This is a genomic window from Nonomuraea thailandensis (genome assembly GCF_024172165.1).
GTDB lineage: Bacteria > Actinomycetota > Actinomycetes > Streptosporangiales > Streptosporangiaceae > Nonomuraea > Nonomuraea thailandensis.
This window is the reverse complement of record NZ_JAMZEB010000002.1, coordinates 12176972-12196786: the sequence shown is the minus strand read 5'-3', so window position 1 is coordinate 12196786 and position 19815 is coordinate 12176972. Positions and strand designations below refer to the sequence as shown.

Annotated in this window: 17 protein-coding genes and 1 tRNA gene; 11 read left to right on the top strand and 7 right to left on the bottom strand. The window is 71.9% G+C overall.

Features of this window, described 5'->3' with window-relative positions; all coding sequences use genetic code 11:
* Positions 1–13 precede the first annotated feature (13 nt).
* The gene (locus HD597_RS60885) at positions 14–766 is read right to left on the bottom strand and encodes an SDR family oxidoreductase (RefSeq protein WP_253758308.1); all 753 of its coding nucleotides are present in this window, start codon (positions 764–766) and stop codon (positions 14–16) included.
* A gap of 35 nt (positions 767–801) precedes the next feature.
* The gene (locus HD597_RS60880) at positions 802–1827 is read right to left on the bottom strand and encodes a phosphotransferase family protein (protein WP_253758306.1); all 1026 of its coding nucleotides are present in this window, start codon (positions 1825–1827) and stop codon (positions 802–804) included.
* A 252-nt stretch (positions 1828–2079) separates the two neighbouring features.
* Here HD597_RS60880 and HD597_RS60875 point away from each other — a divergent pair, with 252 nt between their 5' ends.
* Both HD597_RS60875 and HD597_RS60870 read left to right on the top strand, forming a co-directional pair.
* On the top strand, positions 2080–3063 hold the full coding sequence (locus HD597_RS60875) for a GNAT family N-acetyltransferase (protein WP_253758304.1): 984 nt from the start codon (positions 2080–2082) through the stop codon (positions 3061–3063).
* Positions 3060–4208 carry a DegT/DnrJ/EryC1/StrS family aminotransferase gene (locus HD597_RS60870; RefSeq protein WP_253758302.1) on the top strand — a complete coding sequence of 383 codons (1149 nt, stop codon included), beginning with the start codon at positions 3060–3062 and terminating at the stop codon, positions 4206–4208. Before HD597_RS60875 ends, HD597_RS60870 begins: the two co-directional genes overlap by 4 nt.
* Here HD597_RS60870 and pdxR read toward each other — a convergent pair.
* The gene (pdxR, locus tag HD597_RS60865) at positions 4162–5622 is read right to left on the bottom strand and encodes a MocR-like pyridoxine biosynthesis transcription factor PdxR (protein WP_253758300.1); all 1461 of its coding nucleotides are present in this window, start codon (positions 5620–5622) and stop codon (positions 4162–4164) included. The two genes, HD597_RS60870 and pdxR, sit on opposite strands and share 47 nt — an antisense overlap.
* Positions 5623–5693: 71 nt before the next feature.
* Here pdxR and HD597_RS60860 point away from each other — a divergent pair, with 71 nt between their 5' ends.
* From HD597_RS60860 to HD597_RS60820, 9 genes are all read left to right on the top strand, one after another.
* On the top strand, positions 5694–6335 hold the full coding sequence (locus tag HD597_RS60860; RefSeq protein ID WP_253758298.1) for a pyridoxamine 5'-phosphate oxidase family protein: 642 nt from the start codon (positions 5694–5696) through the stop codon (positions 6333–6335).
* A gap of 85 nt (positions 6336–6420) precedes the next feature.
* Positions 6421–8940, top strand: a complete 2520-nt coding sequence (locus HD597_RS65575; protein ID WP_276083319.1) for a serine/threonine-protein kinase — start codon at positions 6421–6423, stop codon at positions 8938–8940.
* A 107-nt stretch (positions 8941–9047) separates the two neighbouring features.
* Positions 9048–10679: a serine/threonine-protein kinase gene (locus HD597_RS60850; RefSeq protein WP_253758296.1), complete on the top strand. Its 1632-nt coding sequence runs from the start codon at positions 9048–9050 to the stop codon at positions 10677–10679.
* 22 nt (positions 10680–10701) lie between these two features.
* Positions 10702–12114, top strand: coding sequence for a hypothetical protein (locus HD597_RS60845; RefSeq protein WP_253758294.1), 1413 nt, complete (start codon positions 10702–10704; stop codon positions 12112–12114).
* A gap of 52 nt (positions 12115–12166) precedes the next feature.
* Positions 12167–13261, top strand: coding sequence for a DUF2510 domain-containing protein (locus HD597_RS60840; protein WP_253758292.1), 1095 nt, complete (start codon positions 12167–12169; stop codon positions 13259–13261).
* A gap of 69 nt (positions 13262–13330) precedes the next feature.
* Entirely contained in the window at positions 13331–13924 is a 594-nt protein-coding gene (orn, locus tag HD597_RS60835; RefSeq protein ID WP_253758290.1) for an oligoribonuclease, read from the top strand.
* 68 nt (positions 13925–13992) lie between these two features.
* Positions 13993–14068: transfer RNA gene (locus HD597_RS60830), tRNA-His, on the top strand.
* Between the two features lie 188 nt (positions 14069–14256).
* The gene (locus HD597_RS60825; protein WP_253758288.1) at positions 14257–14451 is read left to right on the top strand and encodes a helix-turn-helix domain-containing protein; all 195 of its coding nucleotides are present in this window, start codon (positions 14257–14259) and stop codon (positions 14449–14451) included.
* A 362-nt stretch (positions 14452–14813) separates the two neighbouring features.
* A complete protein-coding gene (locus tag HD597_RS60820; protein WP_253758286.1) occupies positions 14814–16034 on the top strand; it encodes an NAD(P)/FAD-dependent oxidoreductase in 1221 nt (406 codons plus the stop codon).
* Between the two features lie 6 nt (positions 16035–16040).
* Here the strand turns inward: HD597_RS60820 and lat are convergent, their stop codons facing one another.
* From lat to HD597_RS60800, 4 genes are all read right to left on the bottom strand, one after another.
* Positions 16041–17309, bottom strand: a complete 1269-nt coding sequence (gene lat / locus HD597_RS60815; protein ID WP_253758285.1) for an L-lysine 6-transaminase — start codon at positions 17307–17309, stop codon at positions 16041–16043.
* 64 nt (positions 17310–17373) lie between these two features.
* Positions 17374–17916: an HdeD family acid-resistance protein gene (locus HD597_RS60810; protein ID WP_253758283.1), complete on the bottom strand. Its 543-nt coding sequence runs from the start codon at positions 17914–17916 to the stop codon at positions 17374–17376.
* Positions 17917–17962: 46 nt separating this feature from the next.
* Positions 17963–18328, bottom strand: coding sequence for a PPOX class F420-dependent oxidoreductase (locus HD597_RS60805; protein WP_253758281.1), 366 nt, complete (start codon positions 18326–18328; stop codon positions 17963–17965).
* Positions 18329–18353: 25 nt separating this feature from the next.
* Positions 18354–19691 (bottom strand): serine hydrolase, encoded by a 1338-nt coding sequence (locus tag HD597_RS60800; protein ID WP_253758279.1) that lies wholly within the window; start codon positions 19689–19691, stop codon positions 18354–18356.
* Between the last annotated feature and the right edge of the window lie 124 nt (positions 19692–19815).

Sequence of the window (19815 nt, the reverse complement as noted above, 5' to 3'; positions counted from 1 at the left end):
AAGCCACTTACGGTCAATCTTGACGTGGCGGCCGCTGCCCACCCGCCGGACCGGGTACGCCGGCGTAACGATACGGGACGGGCTGCCGGCCCGGCTGCACGATGAGGAGCGTGCCGGGGGTCTCGGCGTAGAAGGCGCTCTCGACGGCGGCGGCCACGTCCTCGACGTTGAGCAGCGGGAAGCCGGCGTTGACGAACATCTCCCGCGCGTCGGCCACCAGCGGAGTGTCGGTGAAGCCGGGGCAGACCGCGCCGATGCGTACGTTCTGCGCGGCCAGCGGCTCGGCCAGCGCCCTGACCAGGCCGACGACGGCGTGCTTGGTCATCGTGTAGATCGGGTCGCCGGAGAAGGCGGCGAGCCCGGCCAGCGAGGAGGTGACGACGATCGCGCCGCCGCCCGAGCGCAGGAGCAGCGGCATGGTGGCCCGTACGCCGAAGACGACGCCGTCCATGTTCACCCCGACGACCTTGCGGTAGCGGGCCAGGTCGAAGTCGGCCAGGTCCACCCGCCCGGAGATGCCGGCGTTGAGGTGGACGAGGTCGAGCCGCCCGTATCGCTGCTCGGCCAGCGCCACCGCCTCCAGGGAGGCCTCCTCGGTGCTGACGTCGGCGGCCAGCCACGCGCCGTCGAGCTCCTTGGCCAGCCGTTCGGCACCCTCGCCGTCCATGTCGACGAGGACGCACTTGACGCCGCCCGCCGACAGGCGCCGGGCCACGGCGGCACCGATGCCGCTCGCGGCTCCGGTGATCAGTGCAACAGTGCTCATGACGCTCCTTGCGGGGGATGGAGAGGCCGAGGTGGTCAGTGCTGGTCGAGCATCCGGTGCGCGCGGGCGATCAGAGTGGGCACGGCCGCGCCGATGCGGTCGAACCCCTCCCCCACGGTCTTACCCTGCCGGAAGCGGGCGTGGATACCCTCCACGATGACGGCGAGCTTGAAGTTGCCGAAGGCCACGTAGAACCCGAGGTCCGAGATGTCCCGTCCGGACACCTTCGTGTAGTGGGCGGCGAACTCCGCGGCGTTCATGAACCCGGGCGCCACCGTCACGTCCCCCGCCACCGGGATGCTCGCCCGCTCCTCGTCCCCGCGATCGTGCCAGTACGTCAGCGTCAGCCCCAGGTCGGCCAGCGGATCGCCGAGCGTGGACATCTCCCAGTCGACCACGGCCGCGATCTCCAGGTCGCCGAGCCGCAGCAGCGTGTTGTCCAGCCGGTAGTCACCGTGCACCAGCGTGCCCGCCGCCTCGGCGGGCAGCCGCTCCCGCAGCCGCGCCACGAGCCGGTCGTAGTCGGGTAGGTCGGCCGTCTTCGAGCGCTCCCACTGCTGGCACCACCGGTCGAGCTGCCTGGCCATGTACCCCTCGGGCCGCCCGAAGTCGCCGAGCCCCACCTCGCGGTAGTCCACGGCGTGGATGCCGGCCAGCACCTCGGCCAGCCGTTCCGACAGCCGCCGCGTCTGCTCGGGCGTGCGGTCGCCGAGCTGCTCCCGGCTCCGCACGGCCTCCCCCTCGACGTGCCCCATGAGGTAGAACGGCGCGCCGATCACGTCCTCGTCGCCGCAGAACGCGACGGGCTCGGGCACCGGCACGGGCGTCGGCGCGAGCGCCGAGATGACCCGCCACTCGCGGCGCATGTCGTGGGCGGTCGGCAGCACGTGGCCCAGGGGCGGGCGGCGCAGCACCAGCCGGCGTTCCCGGGCCTCGACCAGGTAGGTCAGGTTCGACCGTCCGCCGGAGATCAGCGAGACGGACAGGGGCTCGCCGGCGTCGGGCACGTTCCGGCCCATCCAGGCGACCAGCTGGGGGTGGTCGATGCCAGGTACGGTCATGGTCACACATTAGAACGTCACTCGGTCCTGAAGACATACTGGGAGTTCTGTAACGTTCCGGAGCTGCGGCTATGGCATCCGGTGAGATCCTTTAATCTGGCAGTACACCCTGGCCCTCCCCTTGCCCAGAGAGTGTGCTGACAGTAGGAGCCCATGCACGTCACCCTTGCCCTACCCCGTGAGCTGGGCGAAGTCGAAGTGAGTCGCTGGCGTGCCCTGCAAGAGGCGGACACCGCCTTCGACAATCCCTTCTTGTCCCCAGAATTCACCCTCACTGTGGGCGAACTCCGAGATGTCGTACGTGTCGCCGTCGTCCACGACGGCCCGGAGATCGTGGGATTCTTCCCCTTCGAACGACATCCGCTGGGCATCGGCAAGCCCGTCGCCGCCGGGCTCACGGACGCGCAGGGCCTCGTGCACGTCAAGGACGTGCGGATCCATCCGCTGTGGCTGCTGAAGCAGTGCGGGCTGGCGGTGTACGAGTTCGACCACCTCGTCTCCGGGCAGCCGCTGCTGGGGGCGCGCCACGAGCGTCACCCCTCACCGATCATCGACCTTCGTGACGGCTGGGACGACTACACCGAGTCGCTCCGCAGGCACTCGGGAAAGACGTACAAGACCACCCTGGCCAAGTCGCGCAAGCTGCAGCGCGAGGCGGGGCCGCTGCGCCACGACTACGCGACCACCGACGTCGAGCCGCTGCGCACGCTGCTGGGCTGGAAGACCGACCAGTACCGCCGCACCGGCCGCGCCGACCGGTTCGCGCACCCGTGGATCGTGGAGCTGGTCGAGCGGCTGCTGGCCACCCAGTCCGACAGCTTCGCCGGCGTGCTCGACATGGTGTACGTGGACGGCCGCCCGATGGCCGGGCACTTCGGGCTGCGCACGCGTACGACGCTGGCCGGCTGGTTCCCCGCCTACGACACCCACTTCGCGAAGTACTCCCCCGGCCTCATCCACCACCTGGCGATGGCCGAGCGCGCCGCCGAGGCCGGCATCGAGGTCATCGACATGGGGCGGGGCCAGAAGGAGTACAAGGACAAGCTCAAGAACGGCGAGCTGGAGGTGGCCGAGGGCCGGGTGGCCAGGCTCGGCCCGGCGGCGGGCGTGCACTGGGTGATGCGGGTGCCGGTGCGCAAGACGCGCGCCACGGTCATGGCCAACCCCTTGCTGCTCAAAACGGCGGACAAAACCTTGAAAACGTACGGAAGACTGCGTACCGTCCTACAACGGTGAAACACATCGCAGAGCGAACGGGCCGTCACTGCCTGTCGCTACCGTCCAACCGCCTGGGGCTCTACCTGGCACTACGCCACTGGTGCCTGCCCGGGCAGCGGCTGCTGATGTCCCCGATCTCCGCCGACGAGATCCTCTTCCTCGTGCTCGCCGCCGGCCTGCACCCGGTGATCGCGCCGCTGTCCCCGCGTGACGGCAACATCGACGTCTCCCGGGTGAACCTCGACACGGTCGACGCGGTCCTGACCACCAACCTGTACGGCCTGCCCGACGACGCCCCCGCCTTCGCCGGGAAGATCCTCATCGAGGACGTGGCGCACGCCATGGAGAGCGACCTCGACGGCCGCCCGCTCGGCACGTTCGGGCACGCCTCGGTCTTCAGCCTGTCCAAGCATCCGAGCGCGGGCTCGGGCGGGGTGCTCGCCGTCGAGGACGAGTCCGACCTGCGGGCCCTGACCCGCGCCCGCGACGAGCTGCTGACCCGCGGCTCCCTGCGGGCCGACCTGCGGAGCGTGGCCACCTCCACGGCCCGCCAGGCGGCGCTCAAGCTCGACCTCGTGCGCCCCGCGCTCAAGCTCATGCGCCGCCTCGGCATGCAGGAGCCCCGCGAGGGCTACCGCATCTCCGTGCGCGCCGAGGAGCTGGAGCTGGCGCTCAAGCAGGCCCCCTCGCTGCCGCCCTTCGACACCTGGGTACGCGCCGACCTGCACCACTACCGCGCCCGCCGCGGCCGGCTGGTCCGCTGGTACCAGGAGCGGCGGGTGGCCCGGGTGCCCCGCGACCGGGCCCGCCGGCTGGCCGGCGTGCAGCGCCTGGCCGAGCTGCCCACGGTCGCGCCCGCCGTGCTCGACGACCTGTCCCGGCCGCTGTTCCGGGTGCCGCTGCTGGTCCGCGACAGGGACACGGCCATCGAGGAGCTGGAGCGGCACGGCGTGTCCACGGGCTACCTGTACGACCCCGCCTACGACGACTACGCCCCCGGCTACACCGAGCACTCCCACGACCCCGCCCCGGCCCGCTGGTGGGCCCGGCACGTGCTGCCGGTGGACCCGATGTACACCGCCCGCTCGCTCCCGGTCCTGCGCCGGCTGGAGCCGCCTACGAGCCTGCCCGCGATCGGTCCTGCGACCGGGCCTCGCGGATGAGCTCGGCGACGATCTCGCAGCCCCGGCGGACGTCGGGCAGCGAGGCGGAGCCGTACCCGATCACCAGGCCGTGCAGCCGGGTGCGGCCGTGGTGGTGGCGCTCGGTGGAGTCGAGCATGACACCGCGCTGAACCGCCCGGTCGACCACGCCGGGCACCAGCGCCGCGGGCAGCTCCGCCAGGACGTGCAGCCCGGCCGTGTCGCCGCGCAGGCGGCAGGCGGGGCCGAGCAGCTCGACGACGACGGCGCGGCGGCGCGCGTACTCCAGGCGCATCCTGCGCAGGTGCCGGTCGATGTCGCCGCGCTCCAGGAGGGTGGCCACCGCCTGCTGGACGGGGCCGCTCGTGCGGTCGGCCACCGCCCAGCGCAGGGCGGCGATCCTGCTCACCAGCCCCGGCTCGCCCACCAGCCAGCCCACGCCCACGTCCGGGGCGAGGATCTTGGACAGCGTGCCGAGCAGCACCACCCGCGAGGGGTCGAGGCCGTAGAGCGCGGGCAGCGGGGCGACGTCGTAGCGGAACTCGGCGTCGTAGTCGTCCTCCACGATCGTCGCGCCCGTGCTGCCCGCCCAGGCCAGCAGCCGCTCCCTGCGCGGGATCGGCAGCCGGCCGCCCAGCGGGAACTGGTGGGCGGGCGTGGTGTAGAGCACGCGCAGATCTTCCGGCAGGCCGTCCACGATCACGCCGTCCTCGTCCACCGGGCAGGGCACCACCTCGGCGCCCCTGGCCTCGAACACCGTGCGCGCCACCCGGTAGCCGGGGTCCTCCACCCCGGCCCTGGCGCCCGGGGCGAGCAGGGCCATCGCGCACAGGTCGAGCCCGTTGCCGGTGCCCCGGGTGACCAGGATGTTGTCCGGGCCGACGGCCATGCCCCTGGCGCGCCTGAGGTGGTCGGCGAGCAGCTCGCGCAGGCGCGGCAGGCCGTAGGTGTCGGGCGAGTCGCCGGGCGGCAGGTCGGCCGCCCTGCGCCAGGCCCGCCGCCACGCCGCCTGGTCGTAGTCGCGCACCCAGGGGGAGCCGGACGTGAGGTTGATCAGGCCCTCCGGCGGCTGCTGGGCCGGCACGTACGCGTCCTTGGCCGGCGGCCGGGGCGCCCGTCCCGTGCCGGACCCCGTGCCGGACCCCGTGCCGGACCCCGTGCCGGACCCCGTGCCGGCCTCGATGTCGGCCACGAACGTGCCCGACCCGTGCCGGCCGTCCAGCCAGCCCTCGGCGTAGAGCTGCTGGTACGCCTCCGTCACCACGGTCCTGCTCACCCCGAGCTGGGCGGCCAGGGCCCGCGTGGACGGCAGCCGCTCGCCGGACGCGAGCGTGCCGTCCAGCATGGCGCCGCGCAACCAGGTGACGAGCTGCGCCGTGAGCGGTTCGGCCGCGTCGCGGGAGAGCGAGACCGGCAGGTCAACATGGGTACGCATGGAAGTGGTCTCTTGAAAGGGGCTGGTAGTGACCCTACAGGATAGGTCCACTTCGTCGTTACCGTCGAATCATGCTCTCCACCACACCACGCACCACGCTGGGCCGCTCGAAGGAACGCGGCAGCACCGACAGGACCGACCTGTACGACGTGCTCGACACGGGCCTGATCTGCCACCTGGGCGTGGTCGTGAACGGTCACCCCATGGTCGTGCCCACCGGCTACGGGCGCATCGGCGACACGCTCTACCTGCACGGCTCCACCGGCGCGGCCTCCCTGCGGGCCGGCGGCGGCGGCGCCGACGTCTGCGTCACCGTCACCCACCTGGACGGCATCGTGCTGGCCCGCTCGATCTTCCACCACTCGGTCAACTACCGCTCGGCCATGATCTACGGCACGGCCCGCCTGGTGACCGACCCCGACGAGCGCATGGCGGGGCTGCGCGCCCTGGCCGAGCAGCTCGCGCCCGGCCAGTGGGACTACGTGCGCCGGCCCTCGCGCAAGGAGCTGGCCGCCACGGCCGTGCTGGCGCTGTCGCTGGAGGAGGCGTCGGTCAAGATCAGGCGTGGCGCGCCGAAGGACGAGGAGGAGGACTACGACCTGCCGGTGTGGGCGGGGGTGCTGCCCCTGGTCACGAGCTGGGGCACGCCCGAGCCGGATTCGGTGCTCCCAGAAGGTATCGAGGCACCCGTTCACATCCTCCATCGGGAGTAGTTCCATAAATCCGGAACCACCTGGAAAACCTGACTCCTTGATCGTACGTCTCATCAGGTGGGCCGGCTCCTGATGGGAGAGGCAAATGGAGTGGAGCGCTCCCGGTTATACGGAAATCAACCAGCTCGGGGCGGGCGCGAGCGGACGCGTCGTCCTCGCCGTGCACGACGAGACCGGCGTCAAGGTCGCGATCAAGTACCTGTCCCAGGAGCTGTTGCGGGATCCCTCCGCCCTGGCCAGGTTCCAGTCGGAGGCCCGGCTGCTCACCACGCTGCGCGATCCGAACATCGCCACGATGTGGGAGTACATCCAGGACGACGGCGGCGCCGCCATCGTGATGGAGCTGGTCAACGGCGTCTCGCTGCGCGCCCTGTTGCGCGAGAGCGGGACGACCGAGCCGGAGGCCGCGCTCGTCGTGCTGAAGGGCTCGCTGCTGGGCCTGGCCCGGGCGCACGCCATGGGGCTGGTGCACCGCGACTACAAGCCCGAGAACGTGCTCGTCCGGGACGACGGGGCCAGCAAGCTCGTCGACTTCGGGATCGCGGTGCGCCAGGGCACCGCCGTGCATCCGGAGGGCACGCCGCCGTACATGGCGCCGGAGCTGTGGGAGGGCGGGACGGCCTCCCCCGCGACCGACGTGTACGCGGCCACGGCCGTCTTCTTCGAGTGCCTGACCGGGCACCGGCCGTACCGGTCCACCGAGCCCAGCGTCCTGGGGTACCAGCACGTCCACGCCCCGGTGCCCTTCCACGACGCGCCGGAGCCCGTGCGTGACCTGATCCGGCGCGGGCTGGCCAAGGACCCGGCGCGGCGGCCCGACGGGGCGCTGACGTTCGTGGCGGAGCTGGAGGCGGCGGCCGCGGCGGCGTACGGGGAGGACTGGGAGGAGCGGGGAAGGCGGCGGCTGGCCGCGCTCGTGGCCCTGCTGGCCCTGCTGCTGCCCATGCCCCAGCCGGCCCCGCCCGAGACCGCCACGTCGCTGGCCAGGACCGTGTTCGACAGCGTGCGCGGGAGGATCGGCGGGAGCGCGCGGCGCATGGTGCGCACGAACGCCCGGCGGCTGGCCATGGGCGGCGCGGTGAGCGCGGTGGCGGCCGCGGCGGTGGTGGTCGTCCTGACCAACAGGCAGCCGCCCGAGCAGCCGGTCGGGGCGGCGGTGGCCGTGCCGCCGAGCCGCATCGCGACCGCGCCGGTCGCCGGGACGCCCAGCACGGACGAGCCCGCACCGCCCGAGTCCTCACCTCCCGGATCGGCGGATCCCGACCCCTCGCTCCCGGAGCCCGGCCTCACGCCCCAGGTCGTGCCGCAGACCTCGCCGGAGGCGGACCCGCCGGAGGATGACCCGGAGACCTCCCGGCCGCAGCCTCCTGCCGGCGCCACCCGCCCCGCGACCAACCGGCCCACCACCAGCACGCCCACCACCCCCGCCACCACCCCGACCACCACGGCTCCCACCACCCCGACCACGACACCTCCCACCACGCCGACCACGACACCTCCCACGACCCCGACCACGACACCTCCCACGACCCCGACCACCACGCCTCCGACCACGCCGCCCACCACGCCCACCACCGAGGAGCCACCGCCGGTCACGTCGGTGCTGGCGGTGACCGTGGGCGAGATCACGATCGGCGAGAACGGCGTGGCCGCCGCCACGATCGGCCTGCGCACCAGCGGCACCGGCGCCGTCACCGCCGTCGCGACCTGGACGGCGACCGGCGAGGACGGCCGCACCGAGCGCGTACGCCTCAGCGGCGCGAGCACCTACAGCCGGCGGCTGACCTGGTCGATGGGCGAGCGCCCGTGCGGCGGGACGGTCACGCTGACCGTCACCACCACCCCCGCGCCCGCCGGCGGCCCCCGCTCGGCCTCCGTGACCCTGCCGGCCTGCCCGACCAGGGTGACCGCGCTGAACGTCACGCTCAGCGTGCCCGCCGCCCCCGCCCGCACCGCCACCGCGCGGGTCCGGGTCACGGCGAGCGGCACCGGCGAGATCCCGGTCAGCGCCCGGTTCGCGGTCAACGGCGACCCGGTCTCCACCCGGTCCGCGACGTTGTCGGGGCGCACCTCGTACAGCGAGACGTTCAGGCACGTCTTCAGGGCCCGCCCCTGCGGCTCCACGCTGTCGGTGCAGGTGAGCGCGGGCGACAGGACCGACACCGCGCGCTTCTCGGTGCCCTGCCCGCCGCAGGTGCGGCGGGTCGCGATCGGCGAGGTCGGCACCAGGGGCGGGCTGACCGCGCCCGTCAGCGTCACGACGGGCGACACCCGGCCGGTACGGCTCACCGTGAGGTTCAGGGCCGGCGAGTCCACGAACACCCGGACGGTCACCCTGTCGGGCGAGACCTCCTACAGCCGGACCCTCGGCTACGAGGTGCGGTTGCCGTGCGGCACGAGCTGGTCCGTGACGGCCTCCACCGCTCCCGCGGCGGCCAACGGCACCGCCACCCGCAGCGGCACCACGCCGAAGTGCCCGGAGGAGGAGCCCACCGAGGAGCCCACGAGGCAGCCGACGAAGGAGCCCACCAAGGAGCCCACCAAGGAGCCCTCCAAGGAGCCGACGAGGGAGCCGAGCCCTGACTCCACGGACACCATTGAGTGATATTCCTCCAGTTGTCGTATATCGGTAGCGGGAAAGCGGTTCCCTCTGGTTAAGCTACGGACCGTTTGATGAGGGTGGGGGCCCACTGAACTCCAGAGGAGTCCGTTATGTACGGGATTGGGCCATGGGGGGTCCCCGGCTACACCGAGGTGCGCGAGCTCGGCTCGGGCGCGGCCGGTCGGGTGGTCCTGGCCAGGCGTGACCACGACGGCGCGGAAGTCGCCATCAAGTACCTCAGCGACGAGCTGAGGGCCGACGTCGGATTCGTCGCACGCTTCCGGCACGAGGCCCGCTTATTGGCCACGCTGCAGAGCCAGTACCACGCCAGGCTGATCGACTACGTCGAGGCCGGCCAGGGCGCGGCCATCGTCATGGAGCTGATCAACGGCGTGTCACTGCGCGAGCTCCTCCGGTCCGAGGGCCCCACAGGCCCCGAGGCGGCGCTGGCCGTGCTCAAGGGCTCGCTGCTCGGCCTGGCCTCGGCGCACGCGATCGGCGTCGTGCACCGCGACTTCAAGCCCGAGAACGTCATGGTGCGCGGCGACGGCACCAGCAAGCTCGTGGACTTCGGCATCGCCGTCCGGGTCGGGGAGGACGCCAACGCCGCGGGCACGCCGCCGTACATGGCGCCCGAGCAGTGGTCGGGCTCCCCGTCGGGGCCCGCGACCGACGTGTACGCGGCCACCGTCGTGTTCTTCGAGTGCCTGACCGGCATGCGGCCCTTCCGCGCGCCCAACATGGCGGCGCTGGCCCGCCAGCACCAGAGCGCGCCGCCGCCCGTCGAGGAGGTTCCCGGGCCTCTGCAGGGGCTGGTCGAGCGCGGCCTGGCCAAGGACCCGGCCGAGCGGCCGCCGTCCGCCGAGGCGTTCCTGACCGAGCTGGAGGCCGTCGCGGCCGAGGCGTACGGACCTGACTGGGAGGAGCGCGGACGGCGGCGCCTGGCGGCCCTGGCCGGCCTGCTGGTGCTGCTCTTCCCCAGCGCGCTGGAGGAGCCGGCCGAGACGCAGACCTCACTCGCCGAGACCCGCTTCGCCGAGCCGACGCGGCTGCTGAGCAAACTGCCCGCCAAGCTCGCCCTGGCGGGGGTGGGCGTCGGCGTGCTGGTCGCGGCGGTCGTGGTCATCCTCACCGCCGGGTCGGCCGAGCCGGTGCTGCAGGCGGGGACCAGCACGGTCACGCCGGCCACCACGGAGGCGTTCACGCCCGAGCCCGAGGAGACGGCGCCCGAGGAGACCACCGAGCCCACCCTCGACCAGACCACTCCCGACCCCACCCCGACGGACACGGCCACCGCCGCGCCGCCGGTCGTCCAGCCGACGAGCGCCACGCCCACCAGGACGGCCACCCCCACCCCGGTGAAGACGCCGCCCAAGACCAGGAAGCCCACGCCGACCCGCACGGCCACGCCCACGCCGACCCCCGAGCCGGACGTCAGCGGCGACGTTGAGGACCGCACGCCCTCCACCAGGCCGACCACCCCGCGCGCGACCCCGACCCCGGTCCCGGTGCCCCCGACCCCGACCCCGACGCGCACGACCTCCTCGCCCACGCAGACCCCCACGAGCGAGCCGACCGAGGAGCCGGGCGGCGGCGGTCAGGAGCCCACGTTCACGCCCGAGGAGCCCCGGCTGACGGCCGCCGGTGCGCTGGCCGGGCTGGGCCTGGTGACGACGGGCGCGCTACCGGTCACACTTGCGGTGAGGCGCCGCATGGCGGGACGCCACAGAAGGAAGCGCTAGACGCGGCCGGGGGGCAACGGCGATGGACAACCCTGGAAACGGTATCGCCGGATTCCGGCTCACCGAGCACACCTGGATGACCGAGCTCGGCAACTGGATCGACGCCATCTCTCCCGACGGCCGCAGGGCGGGCGCCCTGCTGTTCGACCCCAAGGTCATCGGCCTGCCCGGCGTGCGCGACCGCGTCGTGCAGGCGGTGATGACCGACCAGCGGCTCGTGCTGGCCGGGCTGACCGGGCTGATCCCCGTGGCCGACGTGGTGGCGGCCGGCGACCAGGTGTGGCTGCTCACCGCGCAGGCGGTCAGCCCCACGCTGGCCGACCTGATGGCCGCCGCGCCCATCGACCCGAACGGCGCGGCGTCCCTGCTGGTGGAGACCGCCCAGACGCTGCTGGCGCTGCACGCGGCCGGGATCACCCACGGCTCGGTGCACCCGGGCACGGTGGTGATCACCGCGGAGGGCGTCTCGCTGCTGTCGGAGCGCGGCCTGTCCGACGCCATCCGCGCCCGGGTCTCGCCGCGCGAGCGGGACGCGGCGGGCTGGTCGTCGCTGGCCCGCGGCCTGGCCGCCTCCTTCGGGCGCGGCGCTCCGGAGTCCGCCGAGCTGTTCGAACGCGTCGCGGCCACCGCCCAGACCCTGGGCCTGGGCACCGCCCGCGACCTGCTGGTCAACGAGCGGGGGCGGCTGCCCGGCGGCAGGATCAGCAGGGACGGCCTGGCCAGGGCGGCCCGCGGGCGGTCGGCGTTCGCGCAGCCGCCGTCGTACGCGCGGCCCCCGGTCCCGACCCCGCGGGACGAGGGCGACATCGTCACGCTGCTGCGCGTGCCGGGGCAGTCGGCGGGGCCGCTCCGGTCCGGCGGCGGCGTCGGCACGCAGCCGCAGGGGCCGCCGGCCGGCCCGCTCCAGTTCGGGCCCGGCATCGGCACGCAGCCGCAGGAGCCGGAGACGCCGGCCCAGCGGATCTGGCGGGAGGGGCGCGACGAGGCCGCCACCGTGCACCGCCCGGGCGGGCGCCTGGCCAAGGCGTCGCGGGCGCGGCGGCGGCGCACGGTCCTGGCCACGGTCGTCTTCGCCGTGATCATGGCGGGGGCGGTCCTGGCCTGGTTCAGGCTGGGGAACGCGCCGGACCTGGCGGTGAAGTCGATCAACGTGGTGGCGCCGAAGAAGACGCAGGGCTGCGGAAGCGCGGTCATGATCACCGGCACCGTCGTCACGAACGGGGCGCCCGGGGAGATCACCTACGAGTGGCGCAAGAACCTGGACAAGGAAGTCGTCAAGGGAACGCTGCGCACGAAGGCCGACCAGACCTCGTACACCGTGCCGCTGCGCTGGACGTTGCAGGGCAGGAGCAGTGTCAAGGCCACCGCGACGCTGCGGATCATCACGCCGGGTCCGGAGATCACCGACAGGGCGACCTTCACGTACAAGTGCTGATCGCCGGATCCGCCCATGCACCTCGAAGCGATTTCTTACTAATCTGGCGAACATGACCACGCAGACCCCCGCGGGCTGGTACCCGGACCCCTACGGCGAGCCCCAGCTCCGCTGGTGGGACGGCAACCAGTGGACGGACGCGACCCATGCGCAGGAGCAGGGCGCGTCCCAGCCCCAGCCGTCCTCCGGGCCCCAGCCCCCTTCGCAGCAGCAGCCGCAGCTCCAGCCCCAGTCCGGCCCCGGCTGGGCGGCGACCCCGGCGAACCCCACGGCCCAGTTCGGCCAGCCGACGTACGGGCAGGGAGCCTACGGCGCGCCCACGGCGCCCACCCAGCAGCAGCCGCAGTGGGGCGGCGCGCCGCTGCCCGGCCCCGGCTACGGTCCGCCGCCCAAGCAGAGCAACCCGCTGCCCTGGGTGTTCGGCGGTCTGGCGGCGCTGGTCGTGCTCGCGTTGATCGTGGTCGCCGGGATCTTCTTCCTCAACAGCGGCGACTCGGGCAGCGCGGCGCAGCCGAGGCGGTCCGACACGTTCGAGCCGCAGCAGCCGCCCACGAACGAGCCCCCGTCGCAGCAGCCCCTGCCCAGCCAGGGCGGCGAGTTCCCGCAGCCGGCCAACGGCACCGTCACCGACCCGCGCGCCGGCGTCTCCTTCCTGGTGCCGGACGACTGGGGCGTCGCGGCCCCCGGCGACGTCAACAACGGCAACCCCGCCGAACAGCAGTGGACCGCCGGGGTCAAGGCCGTCTCCCACGAGAACTACAAGGGCGAGGGCGACTGGATCGGCAACGTCTACACGGGCGTGCTGAACGAGCTCTACCCGTACAGCGGCGTCGCGGGCATGGGCGAGACGGCCAAGGCCGTCTTCGTGCACTTCTCCACGCAGTACTACGAGCCCGCGCACGAGAGCGAGATCGTCGCCGACAAGGCCATGAAGATCGGCGACCGGGACGCCTGGGTGCTGCAGTTCGAGCTCGACTTCACCAAGATCTCGGAGGAGAACGGCTACAAGTGGAAGAAGGAGAACGGGGCCATCGTGCTGATGGACCGAGGCGAAGATCAGAGCCCGGCGATCGTCTACGTGAGCGTTCCCGACAATCTCGGCACGGACGTGGTCGGCAAGGTTCTCAGCTCGCTCAAGCCCGCCTGACCGGTGGCACTAGGCTGGTGGGGGTAACAAGCGGGCGGATCGCTCCGAGCCGCTGGGCGAGGAGATCGTATGAGTGACTTGCTGGTCTGGATCGACTGCGAGATGACCGGGCTCGACCTGAGCCGCGACGCGCTCGTCGAGGTGGCGTGCGTCATCACCGACAGCGAGCTCAATCAGCTGGACGAGGGCGTCGACGTGGTCATCAAGCCGCCGCCGGAGTCGCTGGAGCAGATGTCGCAGGTCGTGCGCGAGATGCACACCGCCTCGGGCCTGCTGCCCGAGCTGGCGGGCGGCGTGACGTTGTCCGAGGCGGAGTCGCTCGTGCTCGACTACATCCGCCGCCACGTGCCCGAGCCGAAGAAGGCGCCGCTGTGTGGCAACTCGATCGGCACGGATCGCACGTTCATCGCGCGCGACATGCCCGGGGTGGATGCGTATTTGCACTACCGGATGATCGACGTCTCGTCGATCAAGGAGCTGGTGCGCCGGTGGTACCCCCGGGTCTACTTCGCCGCGCCCGAAAAGCAGGGCGGACACCGGGCTTTGGCGGACATCACGGAGAGCATCAGGGAGCTGCGCTACTACCGCGCGGCCATCTTCGTGGGGCAGCCTGGGCCCGATTCGAGCACGGCCAGAGCCCTGGCTGAGCGCGTCAGCGGTTAATCGGGTGGCGTAAAGACTCCCGAATCCCGCTACACTTTTCCTGTGCCGCCACACAGCGGGTGGCCATGGTGGGTGTAGCTCAGTTGGCAGAGCGCCAGGTTGTGGTCCTGGATGTCGAGGGTTCAAGTCCCTTCACTCACCCCAAGGCGAACGGCCGGTCCGTCAGGACCGGCCGTTCGCGTTTTCTCCCGGGCAACGGCCCCAAATCATGACAATGCGGGTTATGCTCGCTGTCTAACGCTAACGCCGGCAGCACGGGGGCCATCGGCGATCTTGACAGTCTGCGCGCCCCCGGAGGCCGGATGAGAGTCGACGACGCAGCTTTCGAAAGCGTGTTCACGTCGCTGAGCAAACGCGAGGCCGAGGTCATGGACCTGATCGCCACCGGTCAGTCCAACGGGCAGATCGCGCAGCGGCTGTTTCTCAGCGAGAAAACGGTCAAGAACCACGTCAACCGGATCTACGCCAAGCTCGGCGTGGACTCCAGGGTCACGGCCATCGGGCTCTGGCGGTCGCGGCGGCAGTAGCGATCGGTGACGGCTGTCACCGATCCTCGGGCGCACGATCGGCCACGAGGCCACCTCACCACGCCCCACCACCTTGCGTGACACGGCCCTCATGCCCGATGCGCGCCCGCCCCGGCCACCGTGCTCGCCGGAGCACGGGCGCACCAGGCGCGGCACGCAGGGCACAGCCGGGGCGATGCGCCGGCCGAGGCGGGTGGTCACTTGCTGAGGCATGCGGCGATCTCCCCTTCCGGGCCACGGTAGCCACGTTTCGCCGCCGGATACGGGACCGGACGATCTGGGCGCTTCCGGCCCGGGCGTGTTTAAGAGAAGCTGGCGGTGCCATTGACATCCATGAGCCCGTTGAGGGGGAAGGAGAGATCATGGTGCAGAGAGCGCGGGTCGTCGTGGTGGGCGCGGGTTTCGCCGGGCTGGCCGCGACGAAGGAGCTGGCCAGGAGCGGAGCGCTGGTGACGCTGGTCGACCGGAACCCGTACGCGACCTTCCAGCCCCTGCTCTACCAGGTGGCCACGGCCGGAATGGGCACGGCGGACGTGTCCTTCCCGATCCGGACGTTCGCCGCGAAGTGGCCGAACGTCCGGGCACGCCGGACGGCGCTGAGCAGGATCCTGCCGGACAAGCGGCGGGTGGAGTTCGACGACGGTGGCGCGCTCGACTACGACTACCTCGTGCTGGCCACGGGCGTCACCACCAACTGGCTCAACGTGCCCGGCGCTCCGGAGAACGCGCTGCCGATCTACTCGCTGGGCGACGCGGCGGGCCTGCGGCGCCGGCTGCAGCACTACCTGGAGGACACCGCGACGGGGCGGCGCGAGAGCACGCACGTCGTGGTGGTGGGGGCGGGGGCGACCGGCGTCGAGACGGCGGGCACCCTGGCCGAGCTGCGGCGCAACACGCTGCCGCTGACCCATCCCGAGGTGCGGCCGGACCAGACGAGCGTGACGCTGGTGGAGCGCTTCGACTACGTGCTGGCGCCGTACAAGCCGCGGCTGCGGGACGCGGCGGCGCAGGCGCTGCGCAAGCGGGGCGTGAACCTGCGGCTGGGCGCCACCGTGGCCGGCGTGGAGCCGGACGCGGTGCTGCTGGAGGACGGCACGCGGCTGGAGAGCGACGTGACCGTGTGGGCGCTGGGCGTCACCGCGCCGCCCGAGGTGGCCGCGTGGGGCCTGGAGCAGGGCAAGGGCGGGCGCATCAAGGTGACGGACGCACTGAACGTGCCCGGGCATCCGGAGATCTTCGTGGTGGGCGACCTGGCCGGCGCGCCCCACGCGCTGCCGCAGCTCGCGCAGCCGGCGATCCAGATGGGCAAGCACGTGGGCAGGCAGATCGCCGCGATGGCCAAGGGCGGGCAGCCACGGCCGTTCTCCTACCGGGATCCGGGGATCATGGCGACGGTCGGGAAGGCCGAGGCGGTGCTGCAGCTGGAGAACGGGCTGACGATGCGCGGGCTGCCCGCCTGGCTGGTGTGGATCTTCATCCACGTGGCGTACCTGCTGGGCGGGCGCAACCGGATCAGCGTGCTGCTCAACTTCTTCTGGCGCTACGCCGGCCCGCACCGCAGCCGGGCCAGCGTCACGCAGTAGCGGGGCCTACAGCGCCGCGGACAGGGCGGCCAGGCCGTGGTCGAGGTCGGGCTCGGGGATGTTCAGGGCGGGGCGCAGGCGTACGGAGCTGGGGCCGCACGGCAGCACCAGCACGCCGTGCTCCTCCCGGAGCCGGGTCACCAGGGCGTCGCGGGCCGCCTGGTCGGGCAGGTCGAAGGCGCACATCATGCCGCGGCCGCGCACGTTCGACATCGCCTGCGGGCGCTCGGCCTCCAGCTTGCCCAGGCGTTCGAGCAGCACGTTGCCCACGGTGGCGGCCCGGGCGATCAGCCCGTCACGCTCGATGATCTCCAGGAGGCCCCGGCTGCGCACCATGTCCACCAGGCCGCCGCCCCACGTGGAGTTGATCCGGCCACTCTGCTGGAACACGTTGTCGGGCACCTCGTCCACCCTGCGTCCGGCCATGATCCCGCCGACCTGCACCTTCTTGGCGAACGCCACCACGTCGGGCTCCAGCCCGAGCTGCTGGTACGCCCACGCGGTGCCGGTCGTGCCGCCGCCGGTCTGCACCTCGTCGAGGATGAACAGGGCGTCGTGCCGGTGGCACAGGTCCTGCATGGCCCGCAGGAACTCGGGCCGCATGTGGTTGTCGCCGCCCTCGCCCTGGATGGGCTCGGCGATGAAGCACGCGATGTCGTGCGGGTGGCGCTCGAACGCCTCCCGCGCCTGCGCCAGCGCCCGCTCCTCGGCGGCCTCGACGTCGCCGAAGTGGATGGCGGGCACGTCGATCCGCGGCCAGTCGAACTTGGGGAAGCGGTCGGTCTTGCCGGGCTCGGTGTTGGTCAGGCTCAGGGTGTAGCCGCTGCGGCCGTGGAAGGCCTTGGTCAGGTGCATGACCCTGGTGCCCAGGTCGCGTGAGCGGCCCGCGGCCTCGTTGCGGCGGCTCTTCCAGTCGAAGGCGGTCTTGAGCGCGTTCTCGACGGCCAGGGCGCCGCCCTCGACGAAGAACAGGTGCGGCAGTTCGGGGTCGCCGAGCACGCGGGCGAAGGTGTCGACGAAGTCCGCCAGGTGCTCGGTGTAGATGTCGGGGTTGGCCGGTTTGTTGCGGGCCACCTGGCCGAGCAGCCGGACGTGGTCGGGGTCGAAGGGCGGGTTCACGCCGAGCGGGGCCGAGGCGAAGAAGGTGTAGAAGTCCAGGTAGCGGCGGCCGTTGCGGGCGTCGACCAGCCAGGAGCCGCGGCTGAGCTCCAGGTCGAGCACGAGGCGGTAGCCATCGGTGAGCAGGTGGCGGGCAAGGCGGGTGTGTACGTCCATGGCACCTCCACAATGGGCGGAAGCCGGGCATTCCTCTTGAATAACACGGCTATATATACAAAATTTACGGCACACCAGCCCTTGGCGTGAAGTTCTTCACGCGCAAGGACAACGCAATCATGGCGATGCCGTACAGGACCGCGAAGGCGCCGATGAGCCAGACGAGGCTGAGCATGCCCGCGCCCGGCCAGATGAGGAGCAGCACACCGAAGATCACCGACAGCGCGCCGCCGACGATGAACATCCACTCGTTGTCGATGAGCTTGCGCAGGTGGATGCCGGCCACGATCTCGGAGACGCCGGTGAAGATCGCCCAGAAGGCCACGACGTAGAGCAGGGCCAGGGAGGTGATCCCCGGCCAGACGAGCGCCACGATGCCGGCGAGGATGCCGATGACGCCGGAGACGATGAGCCAGGCCCGCGACCGGGCGCCGTGCCGGAATCCGGCGAACAGCGCGAAGAGGCCGCTGACGAGGGCGTACGCGCCGAAGAAGATCACCAGGACGAGGAGCGTGATGCCCGGCCAGATGAGGGCCAGGACGCCGAAGATGACGGCCGCCAGCCCTCTGACGAGCAGAAGCCACCAGGATTGCGAGATTTCCCCCATGCTGGTCTGCTTTCCGACTCTTACCCGGAAAGAGACCAGCAGTGGGTCAAATGTCGGTGATCCGTACGGCCACGGTGCCGGTGTCGCCCCTCCGAAGCCTGCTGCCCAGCAGGACCAGGCGGCCGACGAGGCCGTACTTGCGGCGGATGAGACCGCGTACACGCTCGGTCTCATCCGCGCCGAGGAGCTCGGCCCGGCCCTTGACCGGCGGCGTCCTGACGTTGCCGCGGACGTCACAGCCGGCCACGGTGACGTCGGGGTTGTTCCTGATGCGTTTGATCTTGCCGGAGTCGGCGGTGGTCCAGATCACGGCCGCGTCGCCGTCCTGGACCACCCAGACGGGAGTGGCGACCGGGGTGCCGTCCTTGCGGTAGGTCGTCACCGAGATGTACTGCTCTGTGCCGAGATTCACACCTTCGAGTATGACAACGACCTGATCAGGACCCCGTCACCAGCCCGAACGCGGCACGCACCACTCCGAGCTGCTCGTCGGTCACCGACGGCTTGATCGGCGCGCCGGGGTCGACCGCCATCGTGGTGACGACGTACGTCTTCCCCTCCGCGGTACGCGCCAGGAAGCTCAGGTCCGACACCCCCGGCTCCGACCCGCCCTTGAACCACCGCGTCGGCCACTTCGCCCGGTCCAGCCCGATCCCGGCGTCATTGATCGACATGACCTCGCCGATCCGCGGGTCGCCCAGCTTCACCAGGCCCGCGTACGCCCGGCAGATCTCGTTCGGCGAGGCGAACCACTCCAGCGAGTCCAGCTCGCGCGGCTGCGTCCACGCCTGGATCTTCGACAGCGGCACACCGGCCACGACCTTCTTCAGGTAGGCCCGCTGCCTGGCGTCGTTCAGCGCCAGGTACCGCTCGGCGTGGCGCGGATACTCGGCGCCCTTGAGCGCGAACAGCTCCCGCGTCGTCAGGAGCGGCACGTTGCGCGCGTCGCGGACGCCCCACTCGCGCATCGTGCGCTCGACCGCCTTGCGGCCCACCTTGTGGATCAGCAGGTCGGTGGCCGTGTTGTCGCTGATGGAGATCATCAGCCTGGCGGCCTCCAGCACCGTCACCCTGCTGCCGTCGGGGCGGTCCTGGAGCACGCCCGACGGCAGGCTCTTCAGCTCAGGCGTGATCGTGAGCCGGGTGTCCCAGCGCAGGGCGCCGCTCTTGACGCGCTCGGCCACCGCGCCCAGCACGTACAGCTTGATCATGGATCCGAGAGGCCGCCGCTCGCCGGCGGCGACGGCGTGCGCGGGGCGGCACGTGCCGTCGGCGGCCAGCTCGGCCGCCAGGAAGGCGGGCTTCGGTGAGATCCCGCGCAGCCGCTCGTCCACCTCGGCCCAGGTGCGCGGGTCCGCCGCGCTGAACAGCAACCCGGCCATCAGGCCGGCGGCGTCCACCGTGATCACGACATTGAACGACTCGGCGCCCACGGCGGCCTGGGCGACCAGCTGACCGTTGCGCGAGGACAGCACGCGCTCCAGCTTCATGCCCTTGAGCCCGGCCAGGCTCTGGTTGATCTGCGCGGGCGGGATGCTCTTGAGGAAGTCGGCGGTGAAGTGCCGGGCCAGCTCGCTCTCCGCGATCGGCGCCCGGTTGACCGCGTCGAGCAGCCAGCCGAGCTGCCGGCCCGCCGGAGTGCCGGGGACCTCGGGCGTGGCGCTGATCACCGTGCCCGTGGCCTGGGCGGGGACCGGCTGGCTGACGCAGGCCGTCACGGCGATCGCCGCCGCGGCCGCCGCGAGGACCCGGACGGGCTTCGACGGAGTGTGCATGAGAGGGGCTCCATTCGCAGAGATCGGCTTCGTCTCCGCCAAGCCAACCCCGGCGGGCGAGCTCGCCACCACGGGGTGAGCCACCGTTCCGGCTGGTGCGGATGACCGCAGGAAATATGCGGAT